This is a genomic window from Arthrobacter ipis, assembly GCF_014694315.1.
GTDB classification, from domain to species: domain Bacteria; phylum Actinomycetota; class Actinomycetes; order Actinomycetales; family Micrococcaceae; genus Arthrobacter; species Arthrobacter ipis.
This window is the reverse complement of record NZ_JAAOXD010000003.1, coordinates 177396-195860: the sequence shown is the minus strand read 5'-3', so window position 1 is coordinate 195860 and position 18465 is coordinate 177396. Positions and strand designations below refer to the sequence as shown.

The following is an 18465-nucleotide window of genomic DNA, read 5'->3' as shown; positions in this document are numbered from 1 at the left end:
CGATTACGTCGGGGTCCCCGCTGCTAGCGCCGGGCCTGCTGCGGGAACGCCCCGCGGCAAAGACGCAGGCCAAAGGCAGGTTGAGACACGTGACGTCACTCTGGTTGGACCGCACCGACACTTTCACCGGCGACCCGTTCACCCCCGGCGAGTCCTATGACACCGTGGTGGTGGGCGCCGGCCTGACCGGCCTCACCACGGCCCTGTTGCTGGCCCGCTCGGGACAGAACGTGCTTGTCCTGGAAGCGCGCGGCCTGGGCGCCGTGGCCACCGGCAACACCACTGCCAAGGTCACCCTGCTGCAGGGCACCGTGCTGTCGTCCCTCCGGCAGCAGTACCCCCAGAAGATGGTGGACGCCTACGTGTCCGGCAACCGCGAAGGGCAGGCATGGCTGCTGCGGTACCTGGAGCAGCGCGGCGTGCCGTTCCAGGTGCGCGACGCCTACACGTACGCCGCCACCCAGCAGGGCACGGAAGCAGTGCGGGCGGAGCTCACGGCGGCCCTCGCCGCCGATCTGGAGGTGGACTACGTCCGGGATGCGGGGTTGCCGTTCCCTATCCGGGGAGCCGTGCTTCTTCGCGGGCAGGCCCAGATCAACCCCATGGACGTGCTCACCGCGCTGGCAGAAGACGTCCGGAGCCACGGCGGCAGGATCGTCACAGGGGTGCGGGTCCGGAACGTCACCGGCGCGGCGCCGTCCACCCTCCATACTGACCGCGGATCCGTCCAGGCCGACTCGGTGGTGCTGGCCACGGGCAGCCCCATCCTGAACCGCGGCCTGTATTTCACCAAGCTCAAGCCGAACCGCTCCTATGCCGCAGCCCTGGAGCTCGCAGGAAACGCGACGCCACCGGAGGGCATGTACATTTCCGTGGAACAGCCTGTGCGCTCCATCAGGGACTACCCGGCGGACGGCAAGAATCTTCTGCTGGTAGGCGGCAACGGGCACCCCGTCGGAAAGGCCCGCTCAGAGAAGGAACATCTGGAGAACGTCCTGTCGTGGGCACAGCAGCACTTCCCCGGCGCCACCGTCACCCACACGTGGTCCGCGCAGGATTACCAGGCCACCAACCTCATGCCGTTCTTCGGCAAACTCCCCCGCGGCCGCGGGCGCATCTTCTTCGGCACCGGCTACAACAAGTGGGGCATGACCAACGCGGTGGCCGCGTCCCTGGGCATCGCCGCGGACATCCTCGGAGGCCAACTGCCGTGGGCCAACACCATCCACCGCAGGGTGACATCTCCTCCGGGCGCGGCCTCGGCCGTGACCCTCAACGCGGGAGTGGCCGCCACACTGGCCAAGGACTGGGGCAGACTGCAAAAGCTTCCTCCGTCGGACGGCACCGTGCCTGAAGAGGGCACCGGCACCGTGGCGATGCGCGAACGGAAGCCCGTGGCCACCTCCACCGTCAACGGAACGACGTGCAGCCTGTCCGCGGTCTGCACGCACCTGGGCGGAATCCTGCACTGGAACGACAACGAAAAGTCCTGGGACTGCCCGCTGCACGGCTCCCGGTTCAGCAGCGACGGCCAGGTCTTAGAGGGGCCGGCCACCCGCGACCTTCCTCCGGCCGGGTAGGGCAGACCTGATGCTTCTATTGGTGTCGGTGCCGTGAGGCATGATGGAGGCATGCAGTCGCAGGAGCCCGCCGGCACAGCCACCGGCACGTCCGCCGGGGACTCGATGGGCCAGTTCAGCCGGCCCACCAGGGAGTGGTTCCTCGGCGCGTTTTCCGAGCCCACCCCCGCCCAGCAGGGGGCTTGGAACGCGATTTCGTCCGGTTCGCACGCCCTTGTTGTTGCGCCCACCGGCTCAGGTAAAACCCTGGCCGCATTCCTCTGGGCCCTGGACCGGCTTCTGGTGTCCGGGTCGGCTGCACCCGCTGCCGTGCCCGACGCTGCCGTGCCCGACGCTGCCGTGCCTGATGCTGCCGTGCTGCCCGGCCTTGAAGAACCGCCAGCCGGCGCCAAGACCAGGCAGCCCCGGGCACGGAAGCCCAAGCGGAAAACCCGCGTACTGTACATCTCCCCGCTTAAGGCGCTTGGCGTCGACGTCGAACGCAACCTCCGCGCCCCGCTAATCGGCATCACGCAGACGGCCAAGCGGCTGAACCTGCCGGCTCCCCTGATCACCGTCGGCGTCCGGTCCGGCGACACCCCCGCCTCCGACCGCCGCGCCCTGCTCAGCAACCCGCCGGACATCCTGATCACCACCCCCGAGTCCCTCTTCCTGATGCTCACGTCCAGGGCCCGGGAAACACTCAGCGAGGTGGATACCGTCATCGTGGACGAAGTCCACGCCGTGGCCGGCACCAAGCGCGGGGCGCACCTGGCCGTGTCGCTGGAGCGGCTGGACGCCCTGCTGCCCGCGCCGGCGCAGCGGATCGGGCTCTCCGCCACGGTCGAGCCGCGGGAACTGGTGGCGCACTTCCTGGCCGGTTCCGCCCCGGTGGAGATCGTGGCCCCGCCCTCGCGGAAGAACTGGGACCTCACGGTGTCCGTCCCAGTGGAGGACATGTCCGATCTGCAGGGCGCCGCCGGAGCCTTCGATTCCGGGCCGGCCTCCGGCCTGCAGCCGCAGGCCTCGATCTGGCCCCATGTGGAGGAAAAGATCGTGGACCTGGTGCTGGCCAACCAGTCCACCATCGTCTTCGCCAACTCGCGCCGGCTGGCGGAACGCCTGACCGCGCGGCTCAACGAAATCCATGCGGAACGCCAGCTCCTGACAGTGGGCGGAGGCTGGGATGACCCGGCCCCACCCGCGCCCGGAGGTGTCCCGGCGTCGACCGCCACGCCTGCCCACATGATGGCGCAGGCAGGAAGTACCGCAGGGGCAGAGCCGCTGCTGGCCCGCGCCCACCACGGCTCAGTGTCCAAGGACCAGCGTGCCCTGATCGAGGACGACCTCAAATCCGGCCGGCTGCGCTGCGTCGTGGCCACGTCCTCACTGGAGCTCGGCATCGACATGGGTGCCGTGGACCTCGTGGTTCAGGTCGAGTCGCCGCCTTCGGTGGCCAGCGGGCTGCAGCGCGTGGGCCGCGCCGGGCACCAGGTGGGCGAAATCTCCCAGGGCTACCTGTTTCCCAAGCACCGAGCCGACCTCGTGCACACCGCCATCACCGTCGAACGCATGCTGGACGGCAAGATCGAGCGGCTGAGCGTGCCGGCCAATCCCCTGGATATCCTGGCCCAGCAGACCGTCGCGGCCACCGCCCTGGGCAGCATCGACGTGGAAGAGTGGTTCTCCACCGTCCGCCGCTCAGCCCCGTTCGCAACCCTCCCCCGGTCCGCATTCGAGGCCACGCTGGACCTGCTGGCCGGGCGCTACCCCTCGGATGAATTCGCCGAGCTCCGGCCCCGGATCGTCTGGGACCGCAACGCCGGGACCATCGAGGGCAGGCCGGGAGCCCAGCGGCTGGCCGTCACGTCCGGCGGCACCATCCCGGACCGTGGGCTGTTCGGCGTCTACATCATCGGCACGGAGACGGAGGGATCGGCATCCCCCGCTGGGGCGGGCGACGCCAAGGGTTCGGGCACGGCCCCGGCCAAGGGAGGCCGGCGGGTCGGCGAGCTTGACGAGGAAATGGTCTACGAATCCCGCGTGGGTGACATCTTTGCGCTGGGCGCCACCAGCTGGAAGATCGAGGACATCACGCACGACCGCGTGCTCGTCTCGCCGGCCTTCGGCCAGCCCGGCAAGCTGCCCTTCTGGAAGGGCGACTCGCTGGGACGCCCGGTGGACCTGGGCCGCGCCCTTGGCGCGTTCGTCCGCGAACTGTCAGCGTCCGACGTCGGCCCCGCCACCGAACGCTGCAAGGCCAGCGGCCTTGACGACTTCGCCGCGAACAACCTTCTGCAGTACCTGTCCGAACAAAAGCTGGCCACGGAGGTGGTCCCGAGCGACACGACGCTCGTAGTGGAACGCTTCCACGACGAACTCGGCGACTGGCGGGTCATTCTGCACAGCCCGTTCGGCATGCCCGTCCATGCGCCCTGGGCCCTTGCGGTGGGCCAGCGGCTGCATCAGCGGTACGGGCTGGACGGTTCCGCCATGGCCGCCGACGACGGCATCGTGCTCCGGGTGCCCATGATGGAGGACGAGCCTCCCGGCGCCGAACTGTTCCTGTTCGACCCCGAAGAGCTGGAGCAGATTGTCACCGCCGAGGTGGGCGGCAGTGCCCTGTTCGCCTCCCGCTTCCGCGAGTGTGCCGCGCGTGCCCTGCTGCTACCCCGGCAGACGCCCGGGAAGCGGCAGCCGCTGTGGCAGCAGCGCCAGCGGTCCGCCCAGCTGCTGGACGTCGCCCGGAAATACCCGTCGTTCCCGATCGTGCTGGAGACCGTCCGCGAATGCCTCCAGGATGTGTATGACCTGCCCGCCCTGAAGGACATCGCCGCCTCGGTGGAGCGGCGGGAACTCCGGATCGTCCAGACCACCACCCAGCAGCCGTCCCCGTTCGCCAAGTCCCTGCTTTTCGGCTACGTGGCGCAGTTCCTCTACGAAGGCGATTCCCCGCTCGCCGAACGCCGGGCGGCCGCGCTGGCGCTCGACTCCACGCTGCTCAACGAACTCCTGGGGCGCGTGGAACTGCGGGAACTCCTGGACGCCAGGGTCATCGACCAGACCGAACGCGAGCTGCAGCGTCTTGCCCTCGACCGCAAAGTCCGCGGCATGGAGGGCGTGGCCGATCTGCTCCGCCTGCTCGGCCCCCTGGACCCCGGGGAAGTCGCGGCCCGGCTCACCCCGCCGGATGCGCCTGCCGAAACCGAAGCCCCGCCGGTAGAGCCCGCCGAAACCGACGTCTCGCTGGTTGAGCCTGTCGAAACCAAGCCCGCCGAAGCCACAGTTGCCGAAGCCGCCGCCCACCTCGCCGCCCTCCAACGTGCCAACCGGGCCATCAAGGTGACCCTCGCCGGCGTCGAACGCTTCGCCGCGGTGGAAGACGCGGCCAGGCTTCGCGACGCCATCGGTGTCCCGCTGCCCATGGGCGTACCGCTTGCCTTCATCGAGCCGGTGGCGGACCCCCTTGGCGATCTGGTCTCGCGCTATGCCCGCACCCATGGTCCGTTCACCGCCACCGAAGCCGCTGCCAGGCTGGGACTCGGTGCCGCCGTCGTCGGAACTGCCCTGAAACGGCTGGCGGCCGACGGCCGCGTGGTGGAAGGCGAGTTCCGGCCGCACGCCGACGCCCCTGCCGGCGAACGCCCGGCAGCCGCCGCTTCTGATTCCGATGCCGGTCTTGACCCCGTCGCGGAAGCGGCGGCGGCGTCGGCCGTTGCCTCAGCGGCCGTGTCCCTGGCCGGCAGCGAATGGTGCGACGCCGAAGTGCTCCGCAAGCTCCGCCGCCGTTCACTCGCCGCGCTCCGGGCCGAGGTGGAGCCGGTGGACATCACCGCCTACGGCCGGTTCCTGCCCGCCTGGCAACATGTCCGCACGCCAGGCGCGGGACGGGGACAGCCGGCGCTGCGCGGACTCGACGGCATCATCACCGCGGTGGACCAGCTCTCCGGCGTGCCCATCCCCGCCTCCGCCTGGGAACCGCTGGTGCTCGCCAGCCGGGTGTCCAACTACCAGCCCGCCATGCTGGACGAACTCATGGCCGCCGGGGAGGTCCTCTGGTCAGGTGCGGGCTCGCTTCCAGGCAACGACGGCTGGATCAGCCTGCACCTCGCGGATTCGGTGGAACTGACACTGAACCCTGCCCCCGAGTTTGAACCGGGCGACGCCCAGCGGCGGCTGCTGGACCACCTGCAGACCAACGGAGGCGGCTACTTTTTCCGGCAGCTGACGGACATTGCCGGCGGCATGGACGCGGTGCTGGGCGACCAGGACGTCGTGTCCGCAATCTGGGATCTCGCCTGGGCCGGCAGGGTTACCGGGGACACGTTCGCCCCGGTCCGGTCGCTGATCGCCGGCGGACACACCGCCCACCGGCAGGTTGCGCGCGCACCGCGGGCCAGGGCGCCGCGCCTCAGCCGGCTCGGACGGTCACACGGGACCGGGCTGCTCGGCTCCCCGGGACTGTCCGGCGGACGCTACGGCTCGGCCGGCGGCGCGGTCCCCACCCCGCCGCTCGCGGCCGGGCGCTGGTCCGCGCTTCCCACACCCGAGCTCGACCCCACTATCCACGCCCGCGCCACGGCAGAGCTGCTGCTGGACAGGTACGGCGTGGTCACCCGTGGATCCGTCATGGCCGAGAACATCCTGGGCGGATTCGGGCTCATGTACAAGGTCCTGGCCCGGCTGGAGGAGGCCGGACGGTGCAGGCGGGGATACTTCATCGAACATCTGGGTGCTGCCCAGTTCGCCGTGCCCGCTACCGTAGACCGGCTGCGTTCATACACCGAGGACGCCCAGCTGGCCAAGCCGGAACCCGTGGCACTTGCCCTGGCGGCAACAGATCCGGCCAACCCCTACGGCGCGGCCCTGTCGTGGCCTGCGGGCAACGTCGAGGCCGGCAGCGGGCACCGCCCGGGGCGGAAGGCGGGTGCACTCGTGGTTCTGGTCGACGGCGCGCTGGTGCTGTACGTCGAACGCGGCGGCAAGACGCTTCTGGTGTTCACGGAGGACGAATCCGTCCTCGCCGCCGCTGCCGGCGCCCTCGTGGACGTGGTGAAACGCGGTGCCGTGGACAAGCTCGTCATGGAAAAGGTCAACGGTCACGGCATCCTCGACACCCCTGCGGCATCGGCGCTGACGGCCGCCGGGGCCTACTCAACACCGAAGGGACTGAGGATCCGTGCCTGAAGGCGACTCGGTCTGGCGCGCCGCCAGCCAGCTGCACGCTGCCCTCGCCGGCCAGAAGCTTCTCGCGTCCGACTTCCGCGTGCCCCGCTTCGCCACCCTGAACCTGGCCGGCTGGACCATGGAGGAGGTGGTTCCCCGCGGCAAGCACCTCCTGATGCGGCTGGTGGGACCGGCCGAGGAGCGGCTCACCATCCACTCGCACCTGAAGATGGAGGGCAGCTGGCAGGTCTACCCGCCCGGGGGCAGGTGGCGGAAGCCCGGATTCACCGCCCGGTGCGTGCTCCGCACGGCCGTTGCCGACGCCGTCGGATTTTCCCTCGGCCTCCTTGAGGTGATCAAGACCGGCGAGGAAGACAAGGCCGTGGGTTTCCTCGGCCCGGACCTGCTGGGCCCGGACTGGGACCCGGTCGAGGCCGAGCGCCGCGTGGCGGCCAGGCCCGACGTGCCGGTGGGGGTGGCACTGCTGGACCAGAGCAACCTCGCCGGCATCGGGAACATCTACCGCTGCGAGGTGTGCTTCCTGGCCGGCGTCCACCCGGCGTCACCGGCGGCCGCCGTGAAGGACTGGCCCGCGATGTTTGCCGACGCCAAGCAGTTGCTCGAGGCGAACCTCGGACCGGGCCGCCGAACCACCTTGCTCAACGCCCGCGGAACTCCGGTGGGCCGTGCCGCCGGCCGGCCGGGCTACTGGGTGTACCGGCGCGAGCACCAGCCGTGCCTGCGCTGCCGGACGCCCATCCAGCACGCCGTGCTGGGGAAGACCGTGCCGGGCAGAAGTGGTGCGGGAACGGGTGCGGGCGGCGGTCCCGGCAGCGCGTCCACAACCGTCACGGAAGAACGTGACATCTACTTCTGCCCGAAGTGCCAGCCGTTATTGGGTGCGCCCGAGGCATAGCGGCCCGTTCCGGGAGAAATTGCGCGTCAGGAGGCGGCCACCGGCGCCTCGGACTGGTCCTCGCGGTCGTCGGACGCGGCGCGGTCCCCGGCGGCAGCACCAGCACCGGCAGCCTGGTCAGGCCTTCCACCGGAGGCCGGAATCCCTGCCGGTTCCCGGGCAGGAACCAGGAAGTACGGCAGCAGGAGCTGGACCAGCGGGCCGATCGCCAGGGCGTAAACCACAGTTCCCACTCCGACCGAGCCGCCGAGGAGCCAGCCCGCGGCGAGCACCACCACCTCGATCAGCGTCCGGGACCAACGCACGGACCAGCCGGTGCGTTTGGCCAGGCCCGTCATGAGCCCGTCCCGGGCGCCGGGGCCGAAGCGGGCGCCGATGTAGCACGCGGAGGCGATGCCGTTGAGCACCACCGCACCGCCCAGCAGCGCGATCTGGCCGCCGAGGTGGGAGAACGCGGGGATCAGGGCGAGCCCGATGTCCGCAAAGACCCCCACGAGGACGGCATTGCAGAGCGTGCCGAAGCCCGGCCGCTGCCGCAGCGGGATCCACAGCAGCAGCACCAGGAAGCTGACAATGATGACCACCGCGCCGATGCTCAGGCCCGTCTTGCCGGCAACGCCCTGATGGAACACGTCCCAGGGGTCCAGCCCGAGCCCGGCCCGGATAAACATGGCCAGCGAAATGCCGTACATGGCGAGGCCAGTGAAGAGCTGTACAAGTCTGCGGATCATCATTGAACAATCCTGAGGCACAACTGGCCTTGTTTTCCATGGCCAGTTTGAAATACTGGCCTCATGACCGGATCTCTCACACCCACAGGCCTCGCCCGTCTCCTGGGCCAGTGGCACCGCGGACACGGACCCGCGTACCGGGAACTGGCCGACGTCGTGCGTCTTTTGGTCCTGGACGGCCGCATCCCGCTGGGCACCGCGCTGCCCAGCGAACGGACGCTGTCCGCCACCCTCTCTGTCAGCCGCACCACGGTGACGGCGGCGTACACGAGCCTGCGTGAACAGGGGTTCCTGAGCAGCGGCCAGGGCACGCGGGGCCGCACGTGCCTGCCGCGGACGGCCTACACGGCAGAACAGCAGCGGGACTCCCGCGCGGGCCTGTCGGGGGCGCCGGGCCTGGCTGTTCCGGACGGCGTCATCGACCTCGCGTACGCATCACTCCCGGCCAGCGGCGAAGCGGTCCACCAGGCCTTCGCGGCCGCCCTCACGGAACTGCCTGCCCTGCTGCCCGGCTTCGGCTACGACGCCCTGGGCGTGCCCGCGCTTCGGGAGGCGATTGCCGGCCACTATGCCGACGCCGGCGTGCCCACTACGGCCGGGCAGATCCTGGTGACGTCCGGCGCGCAGCATGCGCTGAACATCGTGCTGCGGACGCTGGTGGGCAAGCAGGACAAGGTCCTCGTGGAGCAGCCGACCTACCCGAACGCGCTCGACGCCATCCGCGCCACGGGCTGCCGCATCGTGCCGGTGCCCCTTCCGCCAACACCCGAGCGGGGCTGGGACATGGACGGGGTCGAGTCTGCCCTGACGCAGCAGCGGCCCCGCATGTTCTACACAGTCCCGGATTTCCACAACCCCACCGGCCGGCTGATGCCGGACGGGCAGCGCCGCTGGCTGGTCCGTGCCGCCGCGGCCTCGGGCACTGTCTTGGTGGTGGACGAGACGCTCCGTGAGCTGAATCTCGACGGCGGCACAACGGCGCCGCTGGCTTCCTTCAGTTCGTCCGTGGTGTCCATAGGATCGCTGAGCAAATCGCATTGGGCGGGCATGCGCACGGGCTGGATCCGCGCATCGGAGAGCCTGATTCAGCGGTTCGCGGCAGTCCGGACCACGATGGATCTTGGCGGCCCGGTGGTGGAGCAGCTTGCGGCGGCCCATCTGGTGCGCAACCTGGCTGGCCCCCTCCCGGGCCGCCTGTCCGCACTCCGGGACAACCGCTCAGCACTGCTGGAGCTACTCAAGGTCCACCTGCCGCGGTGGGAGGCGGAGAGGCCCGACGGCGGCCTGGCCGTCTGGTGCCGGCTGCCCTCGCCCAGCAGCACGGCCCTGACCGTCATCGCCCCGGAACTCGGCATCCGCCTCGCTGCCGGTCCGCGCTTCGGCGTGGGCGGGGTGTTCGAGAACTTCCTTCGCATTCCGTTCACGCTGCCGCCGGAGCAGCTGGAGACGGCAGTCCGCGCGCTGCGTGCCGCTCAGGACAGGCTCGACGCCGCCCCGCAGCTGAGGCGTTCACTCCGGGACTCCCCCGCCGCCGCCATCGCCTGACCTTGCCGCGGCCTTGGCCAGGCCGAAGAGCGGCCAGATGGAGGCCTGCGACTGGCAGGCGGTGTACTCCTCCGCGCTGGACGCGATGATCCGGGGCTGGGCGGCCTGGCCCGGCGAACTACGCGTAGACCTTCCCGAGGAACGCACCCCAGGCCTGGGCAGTGGCCACGGAATCTCCGCTGCCGCTGAAGTCGTGGGCGGTCATGCCCACGGGTGCGCCGAACGCATTGCGGCCGAAGAAGCGGTAGAGGGCGTCCCCGGTCCGGAGGCCCAGGAAGTTCGCGTTGGAGAAGTCCACCTGCCCGGTGAGCTGCCCAACGCCGTCGACCTTCACATCAAAACTGTCGCCCTGCGACGCACCGTCCAGACCGAGCACCTTCTTGAGCTGCGCAAAGCCGTCAGGCGTCTGCGAAGCGGCCGGCGCCTGGACGTCCGTGAAAACCACGGGCTGGCCGTCGAAGTGCTTCAGGTACTGCCCCAGGGTGTGGAGGTAGAACTCCGTGTGCTTGCTGGCGCCGTCGTACTGCTGCTCCCAGTCATCCGCGAAGATGCCGCTGTGGACGTAGTGGAGCCTGGCCCCGCCGCCGTCGACCGGCTCCAATACGTGCTCGAGCTGGTTGAACCAGCCGTCCGGACCCTCCATCCGCGACACCAGGTGGTGCGGATACTCCTCCACGGTTTTCACGTCCGGCCACTGGTCGGTCGGGAACATCCAGCCCGATGTGCCCTTGGTGACGGCTTCCCAGACCCGCTCCGGGGTGCCGGGCAGCTCGGTGTCAAAAACAATCTCGAATTTCCGGTCGTCAGTCATTGTCCTGCTCCTTAGCTGGGATGGTTTTGGTTGAGTCCTGTGTTTCCGGCTTGAGTGCCGGGTGAAGCGCGACGACGAGCCTGTGCTTCCGTCCGCCGGCACCACCGTGGTGGTACTTGTCCACGAGCCGGCTGACCGCCACGGCCAGATCCTCGGCGAAGGCGGCCCGGTCCGCGGCAGTGCGGAAGGTGATTTCGCCGTCGATAGCGAACGTGGCCAGTTTCTGCCGCGCGGCCGCAGCACCGGCGATAAGCTTCCCCATTTCCTGGACCATGCGGCCGGCGAGCGCCAGCAGCCAGAAGGCCGAGAACCGGTCCGTGAAACGGTGCGGGTCCGGCGCCACCGACTGCAGGGCCACCGGGGAGATGAGGTAGGAGGCGGCGGTGGCCCGCAGCACACGCTCGGTGACGTTGCCCTTGCGGCGCTCCTCCACCAGCTCCACGAGGCCGTGACGCTCGAGTGCCTTGAGGTGGTAGTTCACCTTCTGCCGCGGCAGCCCCACCTTCGCGGCGAGCTGCGTGGCCGAGCCGGGCTCCGCCAGCTCCTGGAGGATGCGGGTCCGGATGGGATCCAGCGAAGCCTCCGCCGCCGCCGGATCCTCGATCACTTCGATGTCCAACATGGTTCAACTATCGTCGCCGACAAGTTTATTTGTCAAGAAATTTTTTTTCGTCCGTAGCCCTTTCGACGGTTCCCTGCAGGTTCGACGGCGCGGGTCGTCGTGTGCGCGGGGAACCGTCGAAACGGGGCTGCACTGAGCAGGAACCGCGCACAAAGTAGAATGGACCGGTGATGCAATCCCCCCTTCCCGTGCGCGACGGCGTGAACGCGACCCGCCTGCGCCTCCCAGACGAGGGGCCCTGGGACACCGCAATGGACTACATGATGCACCGCTGGGGGCACATCGACCCCCAGGGCATCGAGGACCGGTTCGACGCCGGCGAGATCGTGGGCGAGGGCGGCATCCCCCTGCACCGCGGCACCAGGCTCGAGGACCACACCTTCATCTGGTACTACCGCACGCTCCCGCCGGAAACCCGGCTGCCTGTGGAGCTGAACATCCTGCACCAGGACGAGCACATCCTGGTGGTGGACAAACCGCATTTCCTGCCCACCACCCCAGGCGGCACGTACATCCAGGAATCGGCGCTGGTCCGGCTTCGCAACCAGCTGGACCTCCCGGACCTGATCCCGATGCACCGCCTGGACCGCATGACCGCAGGCATCCTCCTGCTCTCCACCAACCCCGAGACACGGGGTAAGTACCAGGTGCTCTTCGAGAAACGCCAGGTCCAGAAGGAGTACGAGTGCGTGTCCGCGGCCGAACCGGCTGCCGGGCACCCCGCCGTCGGCTTCCCGGTGGTGGTCCGCAACCGGATGACGAAGTCCCGCAGCTACCTTCTGGCGGAGGTCATCGACGGCGAGCCGAATGCGGAGACCCGCATCGACCTGCTGCGTACATTCGACGGCGCCGGCAGCCACACATCCGCCGGGGCAGGACGCCGTGGCCTCTACCGACTCGAACCGCACTCCGGGAAAACCCACCAGCTCCGCGTGCACATGGCTTCTCTGGGGCTGGGCATCCTGCACGATTCGTTCTACCCCGACCTGCTGGACAAAGCGCCCGACGACTACACCAAGCCGCTCCAGCTGCTGGCACGCGGCATCCGGTTCGTGGACCCGATCACGAAGGAGCCCGTCGAGTACCGCAGCCGCCTTCAACTCAGCGAGGTCCGCTAGCCAGGCCGCAATCCGCTAGGCAGAACCTGATCCGTTAGGCAGCACCTTCAAGGACGTCCCGGAAGACCGCCACGGTTTCCGGGCCGAAGAGCACGAACTCCACCAGGTCCACGCCTTGTTCACGGCCTTCGGCAGAGCGCGCGGCGTACGATCGGACGGCGTCAAACGCCACCTGCGCCACCTGTCGGGCGTCCCAGCCGTAGGCCCCCGCGCCAACCGCGGGAAAGGCCAGCGAGCGGACACCCAGGCCCCCGGCAACCCGCAGGCTCTCGGTAAAACAGGACGCGAGCAGCGCCGGATTGGTCTGCCCGCCGTGGCGGTTGGGCCCGACGGTGTGGATGACCCAGCGCGCCGGCAGCCCGAACCCCGGGGTGGCCACGGCAGCGCCCACCGGCAGACCGTCCTGCAGCGTCGTTGCCCGCAGCTCGCGGCAGGCGGCCAGCAGTTCCGGTCCGGCCGCCCGATGGATCGCCCCGTCCACGCCCCCGCCGCCCAGCAGCGAAGAGTTGGCGGCATTTACCACCGCGTCCACCGGCCGTCCGGTGATGTCACCTTCAACGATCTCTATGCGCATGCAGCCAGTGTGGCATTGTGAACCGGCCACGGCGTAGGGGTCTGCCACACATAGGAGTTCCGCCCGGTGCCGAAGTCCTGCCGTGACTGTCCACCCGGCGCGTTCCCGTTCCGGGTGCGGTACGTTGTGCAAATGGACTTCGGCAATCCGGACACGTGGAGCACGGCGATCTACTTCTGGATCATTCCGGCCGTCCTGGGCGATGCCATTTTTCCGCCCATCCCGTCCGAGATGGTCCTGATCACGGGCGGTGCCCTGTCCGCCGACGGCCGGGCAAACCTGTTCCTGGTCGGTCTCCTGTCCGCCACCGCCTCGTGGCTGGGCGACATGGTGGTGTTCCAGCTGTTCAAACGCCGTCTGAGCCATATCCTGGACCGCTGGGCATGGGGCCGGAAGGTCCACCGCGGCATCCACGAGGCCATCGCCAAGGCCGGGCGGTCCTCCGCTTACGGCACCATCATCGGAGCCCGGTTCATCCCGGGAGGGCGGCTGGCGACGTCGGCCGCCGCAGGCATCGCCGACGTCTCCACCCGGGGCTTCAGCCTGTGCGCCGGCCTGGGAGCGGTGCTGTGGGCGACGTGGCTCGTGGGCCTCGGCTTCTTCACGGGCTCAGCAACGGGGCTGCCCTTTTGGGCGAGTTCGCTAATCGGTGTGGCCGTTGGCCTGGTGATTGGCGCCGTCGTGGGTCTGATCGTCACGCGCCGGCGCGGCGACCGCTCCCCCGTGGACGAGCCGGGCGCTGCCCCCGGTCCGGGCAACTGAGGTCGGGGCAATTATGGGGTCCGGGCGCCTAAGCCTTATACGGGCGCCCAGCGGCCGCGGCTGCGGCGGAGCACCGAAAGCGAGCCTGTCAGCGCGACGCGTTCGACGGCGTCGCGCATCACGGCTGCCGACTCCCGCGCCGTGCTGTTCTCACCGCTGTACTCGGTGGGCTCCACGAGGAACCGCAGGTTCAGTTGCGGCACGCCGCCGGCCAGTTCCAGCTGGTGCGACTCCACATGGTGCCGCGACCCGAGCGACTCGACAGCGGTGTCCATCACGGTCTCGGGACGGTTGCCCGGCTTCAGCCCGGTGATCTTGAGTCTGGTCTGAAAGGACGGCATCCTCCCACCCTAGCGCCGGGCGCGAAGCACACAGCGCAAAGGACACAGCGCGAACGGACAGTTAACGCCCCAAAGCCCGGCCCCGGCAGGGCCGCAACTGTCCGTTCGAACCGGGGAGCGGCGGGCGGAAATTCCGACGGTTGCGTTTTCTCTGGCGCGAGCCTATCTTGGCAAAAAGGGGCGCGATTATGCACGAACTCTCCATCACGCAGAGCCTTGTCGACGCCGTTCTGAACCGCACAGGTGAACGGACGGTGACGGCGGTCAACCTAAGGATCGGTCCCCTTTCCGGCGTACTGGCTGATGCCGTGCGTTTTTGTTTTGACGTGGCGGCGGCCGGCACTCCGCTGGCTGGCGCGCGGCTGCAGATCGACGAACCGCGGGGCCGCGGACGGTGCCGCAGCTGCCAGGACGAATTCAACCTGAGCGATCTCATTCTGCTTTGCCCTTGCGGAAGCGCGGACGTCGAAGTCCTCAGCGGCCGCGAGCTGATGCTGATGTCCGTGGAGGTGGCATAGGGCATGTGTACAACATGCGGTTGCGGCGACGAGGCCGGCACCCGCATTTCAAACCTTGCAGGCGAACTGCAAACACCCCGGCAGGGGCACCCGCACAGTCATACCGATGAGCACGGGCGCACGTACACCCACGAGCACGGGCACGCCGACGGGCACCACCATGCGGCAGCCGGCACAGAAACCATCGTGCTCGAGCAGAACCTGCTGGCCAAGAACGACCTGCTGGCCGCCACGAACCGCGGCTGGCTTGCCGGCCGGGGGGTGCGCGCCTTCAACGTCATGAGTTCTCCGGGTGCCGGCAAGACCACCCTCCTGGTCCGCACGCTGACGGAACTCGGCGGGCGCCTGGACGCAGGTGTCATCGAAGGGGACCAGGAGACGTCGCTCGACGCGGACCGGATCCGCGCCACCGGGCGCCCCGTCATCCAGATCAACACGGGAGCCGGCTGCCATCTCGACGCCGACATGCTGCGGCACGGCCTCGATGCGCTGGCCCCGGAGCCGGGCTCCACAGTCTTCATTGAAAATGTGGGCAACCTCGTCTGCCCCGCTCTTTTTGACCTCGGCGAAACGGCCAAGGTGGTGATCGTCTCGGTAACGGAAGGTGATGACAAACCCCAGAAATACCCGCACATGTTCATGGCAGCCGACCTCGTGATCGTCAACAAGTCGGACCTGCTCCCCTACGTCGACTTCGACGTCGACGCGTGCCTGCGCCGGATCCGGCAGATCAATTCGCGGGCCGAATTCCTCACGTTGTCCGCCACCACCGGCGAAGGCCTCGCCGCCTGGTACGGCTGGCTCGACGGCGCCGCCTCCCAACCAGCGGCGCCCACCTCCAGGACAGCCCGGTCAGTTCCCTTGACCGGCTCCCTGACAGAAGCACACTGAACCCCGCGAGGGGCACTGAAAGAGGCAACGATGCCTACGGAAACTTCCCTCAAGGCCGAAGAAGCCCTCATCCACGTGCTGTGGATCAACGCAGGGCTCAGTTGTGACGGCGACTCGGTCGCCCTGACCGCGGCCACCCAGCCGAGCGTCGAGGAAATCGCCCTCGGGGCGCTGCCTGGCCTGCCGAAGATCGCCATGCACTGGCCACTGATCGACTTTGAATGCGGCCCGCAGGAAGGGGCCGACGATTTCCTGGAGTGGTTCCGCAAGGCGGACCGGGGCGAACTGGAACCGTTCGTGCTGGTGGTCGAGGGATCCATCCCCAACGAGAAACTCCATGACCCCGGCGGCTACTGGTGCGGGTTCGGCAACGACCTGGAGACCGGCCAGCCCATCACCACCAGCGAGTGGCTGGACCGCCTGGCACCCAAGGCCACCGCGATCATCGCCGCCGGAACCTGCGCAACCTATGGCGGCATCCACGCCATGGCGGGTAACCCGACCGGCGCCATGGGCGTACCGGACTACCTCGGCTACGACTGGAAGTCCAAGGCCGGCATCCCCATCGTGTGCGTGCCCGGATGCCCGATCCAGCCCGACAACCTCTCCGAAACCATGACGTACCTGCTCTACCAGGCCACCGGCCAGGCACCGATGATTCCGCTGGATGAGGCACTGCGACCGACGTGGCTGTTCGGCAAGACGGTCCACGAGGGCTGCGACCGGGCCGGCTACTACGAGCAGGGCGACTTCGCCACCGAGTACGGCTCCCCCAAGTGCATCGTTAAGCTCGGCTGCTGGGGTCCCGTGGTGAAGTGCAACGTGCCCAAGCGCGGCTGGATGAACGGCATCGGCGGCTGCCCCAACGTCGGCGGCATCTGCATCGGCTGCACCATGCCCGGCTTCCCGGACAAGTTCATGCCCTTCATGGATGAGCCTCCCGGCGGCAAGCTTTCCACCAGCACCATCCGCCCCTACGGCTCCGCCATCCGGACCCTGCGGGGCATCACGACGCACACCTTGGACCAGGAGCCCAAGTGGCGCCGGCCCGGACCCGAGCTCCTCACCGGGGCCCGGCGCACCTGGTAAACCACACAATTCCAGACAGGCGAAGACAATGACGTCCACAATTCCCATGGGTTCCGGAAGCGGAACGGGTAACAGCAACCTGGTGGAAATGAACTGGGATCCCATCACCAGGATCGTCGGCAGCCTCGGCATCTACACCAAGATCGACTTCGGGAACAACCAGGTCGTGGAATGCAAGAGCACCTCCTCGATCTTCCGCGGCTACTCCCTCTTCATGAAAGGCAAGGACCCGAGGGACGCCCACTTCATCACCAGCCGCATCTGCGGTATCTGCGGCGACAACCACGCCACCTGCTCCTGCTATACGCAAAACATGGCGTACGGCGTCAAGCCCCCGAACCTGGGCGAATGGATCGTCAACCTGGGCGAAGCGGCCGAGTACATGTTCGACCACAACATCTTCCAGGAAAACCTCGTTGGCGTGGACTACTGCGAAAAGATGGTCTCCGAAACCAACCCCGGCGTCCTCGCCAAGGCGGAAAACACCAGGGCCCCCCATGAGGCCGACCACGGCTACCGGACCATCGCCGACATCATGCGCTCGCTGAATCCCTTCACCGGTGAGTTCTACCGGGAGGCCCTGCAGGTCAGCCGGGCCACCCGCGAGATGTTCTGCCTCATGGAGGGCCGCCACGTGCACCCCTCCACGCTCTATCCGGGCGGCGTGGGGACGGTGGCCACAATCCAGCTGATGACGGACTACCTCACACGGCTCATGCGCTACGTCGAGTTCATGAAGAAGGTCGTCCCGATGCACGACGACCTGTTCGACTTCTTCTACGAGGCACTGCCGGGCTACGAGCAGGTGGGGCTGCGGCGGACGCTGCTGGGCTGCTGGGGATCGCTGCAGGACCCGGACTACTGCAACTTCGAGTACAAGGACATGACCGAGTGGGGCCGGAAGATGTTCGTCACGCCGGGCGTGGTGGTGGACGGCAAGCTGGTCACCACCGACCTGGTGCGCATCAACCTGGGCCTGCGGATCATGCTCGGCTCCTCGTACTACGAGGACTGGGAAGACCAGGAAATGTTCGTCACCCACGATCCGCTGGGCAACCCGGTGGACCGCAGGCATCCGTGGAACCAGCACACCAACCCGCGGCCGCAGAAGCGCGACCTCTCCGACAAGTACAGCTGGGTCATGTCGCCGCGCTGGTTCGACGGCCAGGACAACCTCGCCCTGGACACCGGCGGCGGCCCGCTCGCACGGCTCTGGGCCACGGCGCTCGCCGGACTCGTGGACATCGGCTACCTCAAGGCCACCGGCAGGAGCGTCCAGATCAACCTGCCCAAGACCGCTCTGAAGGGACCCGTCACATTCGAGTGGAACATCCCGCAGTGGAGCAACACGCTCGAGCGCAACCGCGCCCGCACCTACTTCCAGGCCTACGCCGCGGCTGCTGCGCTGCACTTCGCGGAAAAGGCCCTCGAAGAAATCCGGGCCGGACGCACCAAGACGTGGGAAACCTTCGAGGTCCCCGACGAAGGCATCGGCTGCGGGTTCACCGAGGCGGTCCGCGGCGTCCTGTCCCACCACATGGTGATCCGCGACGGCAAGATCGCCAACTACCACCCCTACCCGCCCACACCCTGGAATGCCAGCCCCACCGACTCCAACGGCGTTTCTGGCCCCTACGAGGACGCGGTCCAAGGGCAACCGATCTTCGAGGAGAACGACCGGGAGCACTTCAAGGGCATCGACATCATGCGCACCGTCCGCAGCTTCGACCCCTGCCTACCCTGCGGAGTCCACATGTACCTGGGCAACGGGCAGACGCTGGACATGCTCCACTCCCCCACCCAGACCCTGACCGGCGAGTAG

The 18465-nt window shown here is 68.4% G+C and carries 15 protein-coding genes; 10 read left to right on the top strand and 5 right to left on the bottom strand.

Annotation, left to right across the window (positions count from 1 at the left end; genetic code table 11):
- Window positions 1–89: 89 nt before the first annotated feature.
- From G9E11_RS07950 to G9E11_RS07940, 3 genes are read left to right on the top strand one after another with little or no spacing between them, the layout of a single operon-like run.
- A complete protein-coding gene (locus G9E11_RS07950) occupies window positions 90–1580 on the top strand; it encodes an FAD-dependent oxidoreductase (RefSeq protein ID WP_190604563.1) in 1491 nt (496 codons plus the stop codon).
- Between the two features lie 51 nt (window positions 1581–1631).
- Window positions 1632–6746, top strand: a complete 5115-nt coding sequence (locus G9E11_RS07945) for an Lhr family helicase (protein WP_190604562.1) — start codon at window positions 1632–1634, stop codon at window positions 6744–6746.
- Window positions 6739–7641, top strand: coding sequence for an Fpg/Nei family DNA glycosylase (locus G9E11_RS07940; RefSeq protein WP_190604560.1), 903 nt, complete (start codon window positions 6739–6741; stop codon window positions 7639–7641). The genes G9E11_RS07945 and G9E11_RS07940 overlap by 8 nt, the downstream gene beginning before the upstream one ends.
- Before the next feature lie 26 nt (window positions 7642–7667).
- Here G9E11_RS07940 and yczE read toward each other — a convergent pair whose 3' ends face one another.
- Entirely contained in the window at window positions 7668–8375 is a 708-nt protein-coding gene (gene yczE, locus G9E11_RS07935) for a membrane protein YczE (RefSeq protein ID WP_190604558.1), read from the bottom strand.
- Window positions 8376–8435: 60 nt separating this feature from the next.
- Between yczE and yczR the strand changes: the two genes are divergently transcribed.
- A complete protein-coding gene (gene yczR / locus G9E11_RS07930; RefSeq protein ID WP_190604556.1) occupies window positions 8436–9917 on the top strand; it encodes a MocR-like transcription factor YczR in 1482 nt (493 codons plus the stop codon).
- Between the two features lie 118 nt (window positions 9918–10035).
- Here the strand turns inward: yczR and G9E11_RS07925 are convergent, their stop codons facing one another.
- Window positions 10036–10728: an SRPBCC family protein gene (locus G9E11_RS07925; protein ID WP_190604555.1), complete on the bottom strand. Its 693-nt coding sequence runs from the start codon at window positions 10726–10728 to the stop codon at window positions 10036–10038.
- Window positions 10721–11350 carry a winged helix-turn-helix domain-containing protein gene (locus tag G9E11_RS07920; RefSeq protein ID WP_190604553.1) on the bottom strand — a complete coding sequence of 210 codons (630 nt, stop codon included), beginning with the start codon at window positions 11348–11350 and terminating at the stop codon, window positions 10721–10723. The genes G9E11_RS07925 and G9E11_RS07920 overlap by 8 nt, the downstream gene beginning before the upstream one ends.
- Window positions 11351–11520: 170 nt before the next feature.
- Between G9E11_RS07920 and G9E11_RS07915 the strand changes: the two genes are divergently transcribed.
- Window positions 11521–12468: an RluA family pseudouridine synthase gene (locus G9E11_RS07915; RefSeq protein ID WP_190605887.1), complete on the top strand. Its 948-nt coding sequence runs from the start codon at window positions 11521–11523 to the stop codon at window positions 12466–12468.
- A gap of 34 nt (window positions 12469–12502) precedes the next feature.
- On the opposite strand, the gene G9E11_RS07910 is transcribed toward G9E11_RS07915, so the two are convergent.
- Window positions 12503–13042 carry an O-acetyl-ADP-ribose deacetylase gene (locus tag G9E11_RS07910; protein WP_190604551.1) on the bottom strand — a complete coding sequence of 180 codons (540 nt, stop codon included), beginning with the start codon at window positions 13040–13042 and terminating at the stop codon, window positions 12503–12505.
- Between the two features lie 132 nt (window positions 13043–13174).
- On the opposite strand from G9E11_RS07910, the gene G9E11_RS07905 reads away from it, so the two are divergent.
- Window positions 13175–13804, top strand: a complete 630-nt coding sequence (locus G9E11_RS07905) for a DedA family protein (protein WP_190604549.1) — start codon at window positions 13175–13177, stop codon at window positions 13802–13804.
- 35 nt (window positions 13805–13839) lie between these two features.
- On the opposite strand, the gene G9E11_RS07900 is transcribed toward G9E11_RS07905, so the two are convergent.
- Window positions 13840–14145, bottom strand: coding sequence for a hypothetical protein (locus G9E11_RS07900; protein WP_190604547.1), 306 nt, complete (start codon window positions 14143–14145; stop codon window positions 13840–13842).
- Window positions 14146–14333: 188 nt separating this feature from the next.
- Between G9E11_RS07900 and G9E11_RS07895 the strand changes: the two genes are divergently transcribed.
- From G9E11_RS07895 to G9E11_RS07880, 4 genes are read left to right on the top strand one after another with little or no spacing between them, the layout of a single operon-like run.
- The gene (locus G9E11_RS07895) at window positions 14334–14663 is read left to right on the top strand and encodes a hydrogenase maturation nickel metallochaperone HypA/HybF (RefSeq protein ID WP_190604545.1); all 330 of its coding nucleotides are present in this window, start codon (window positions 14334–14336) and stop codon (window positions 14661–14663) included.
- A gap of 3 nt (window positions 14664–14666) precedes the next feature.
- Entirely contained in the window at window positions 14667–15554 is an 888-nt protein-coding gene (gene hypB, locus G9E11_RS07890) for a hydrogenase nickel incorporation protein HypB (protein WP_190604543.1), read from the top strand.
- Window positions 15555–15584: 30 nt separating this feature from the next.
- Complete coding sequence (locus tag G9E11_RS07885) at window positions 15585–16643, top strand: NADH-quinone oxidoreductase subunit B family protein (protein ID WP_190604541.1); 1059 nt, start codon at window positions 15585–15587, stop codon at window positions 16641–16643.
- 28 nt (window positions 16644–16671) lie between these two features.
- On the top strand, window positions 16672–18465 hold the full coding sequence (locus G9E11_RS07880; protein WP_190604539.1) for a nickel-dependent hydrogenase large subunit: 1794 nt from the start codon (window positions 16672–16674) through the stop codon (window positions 18463–18465).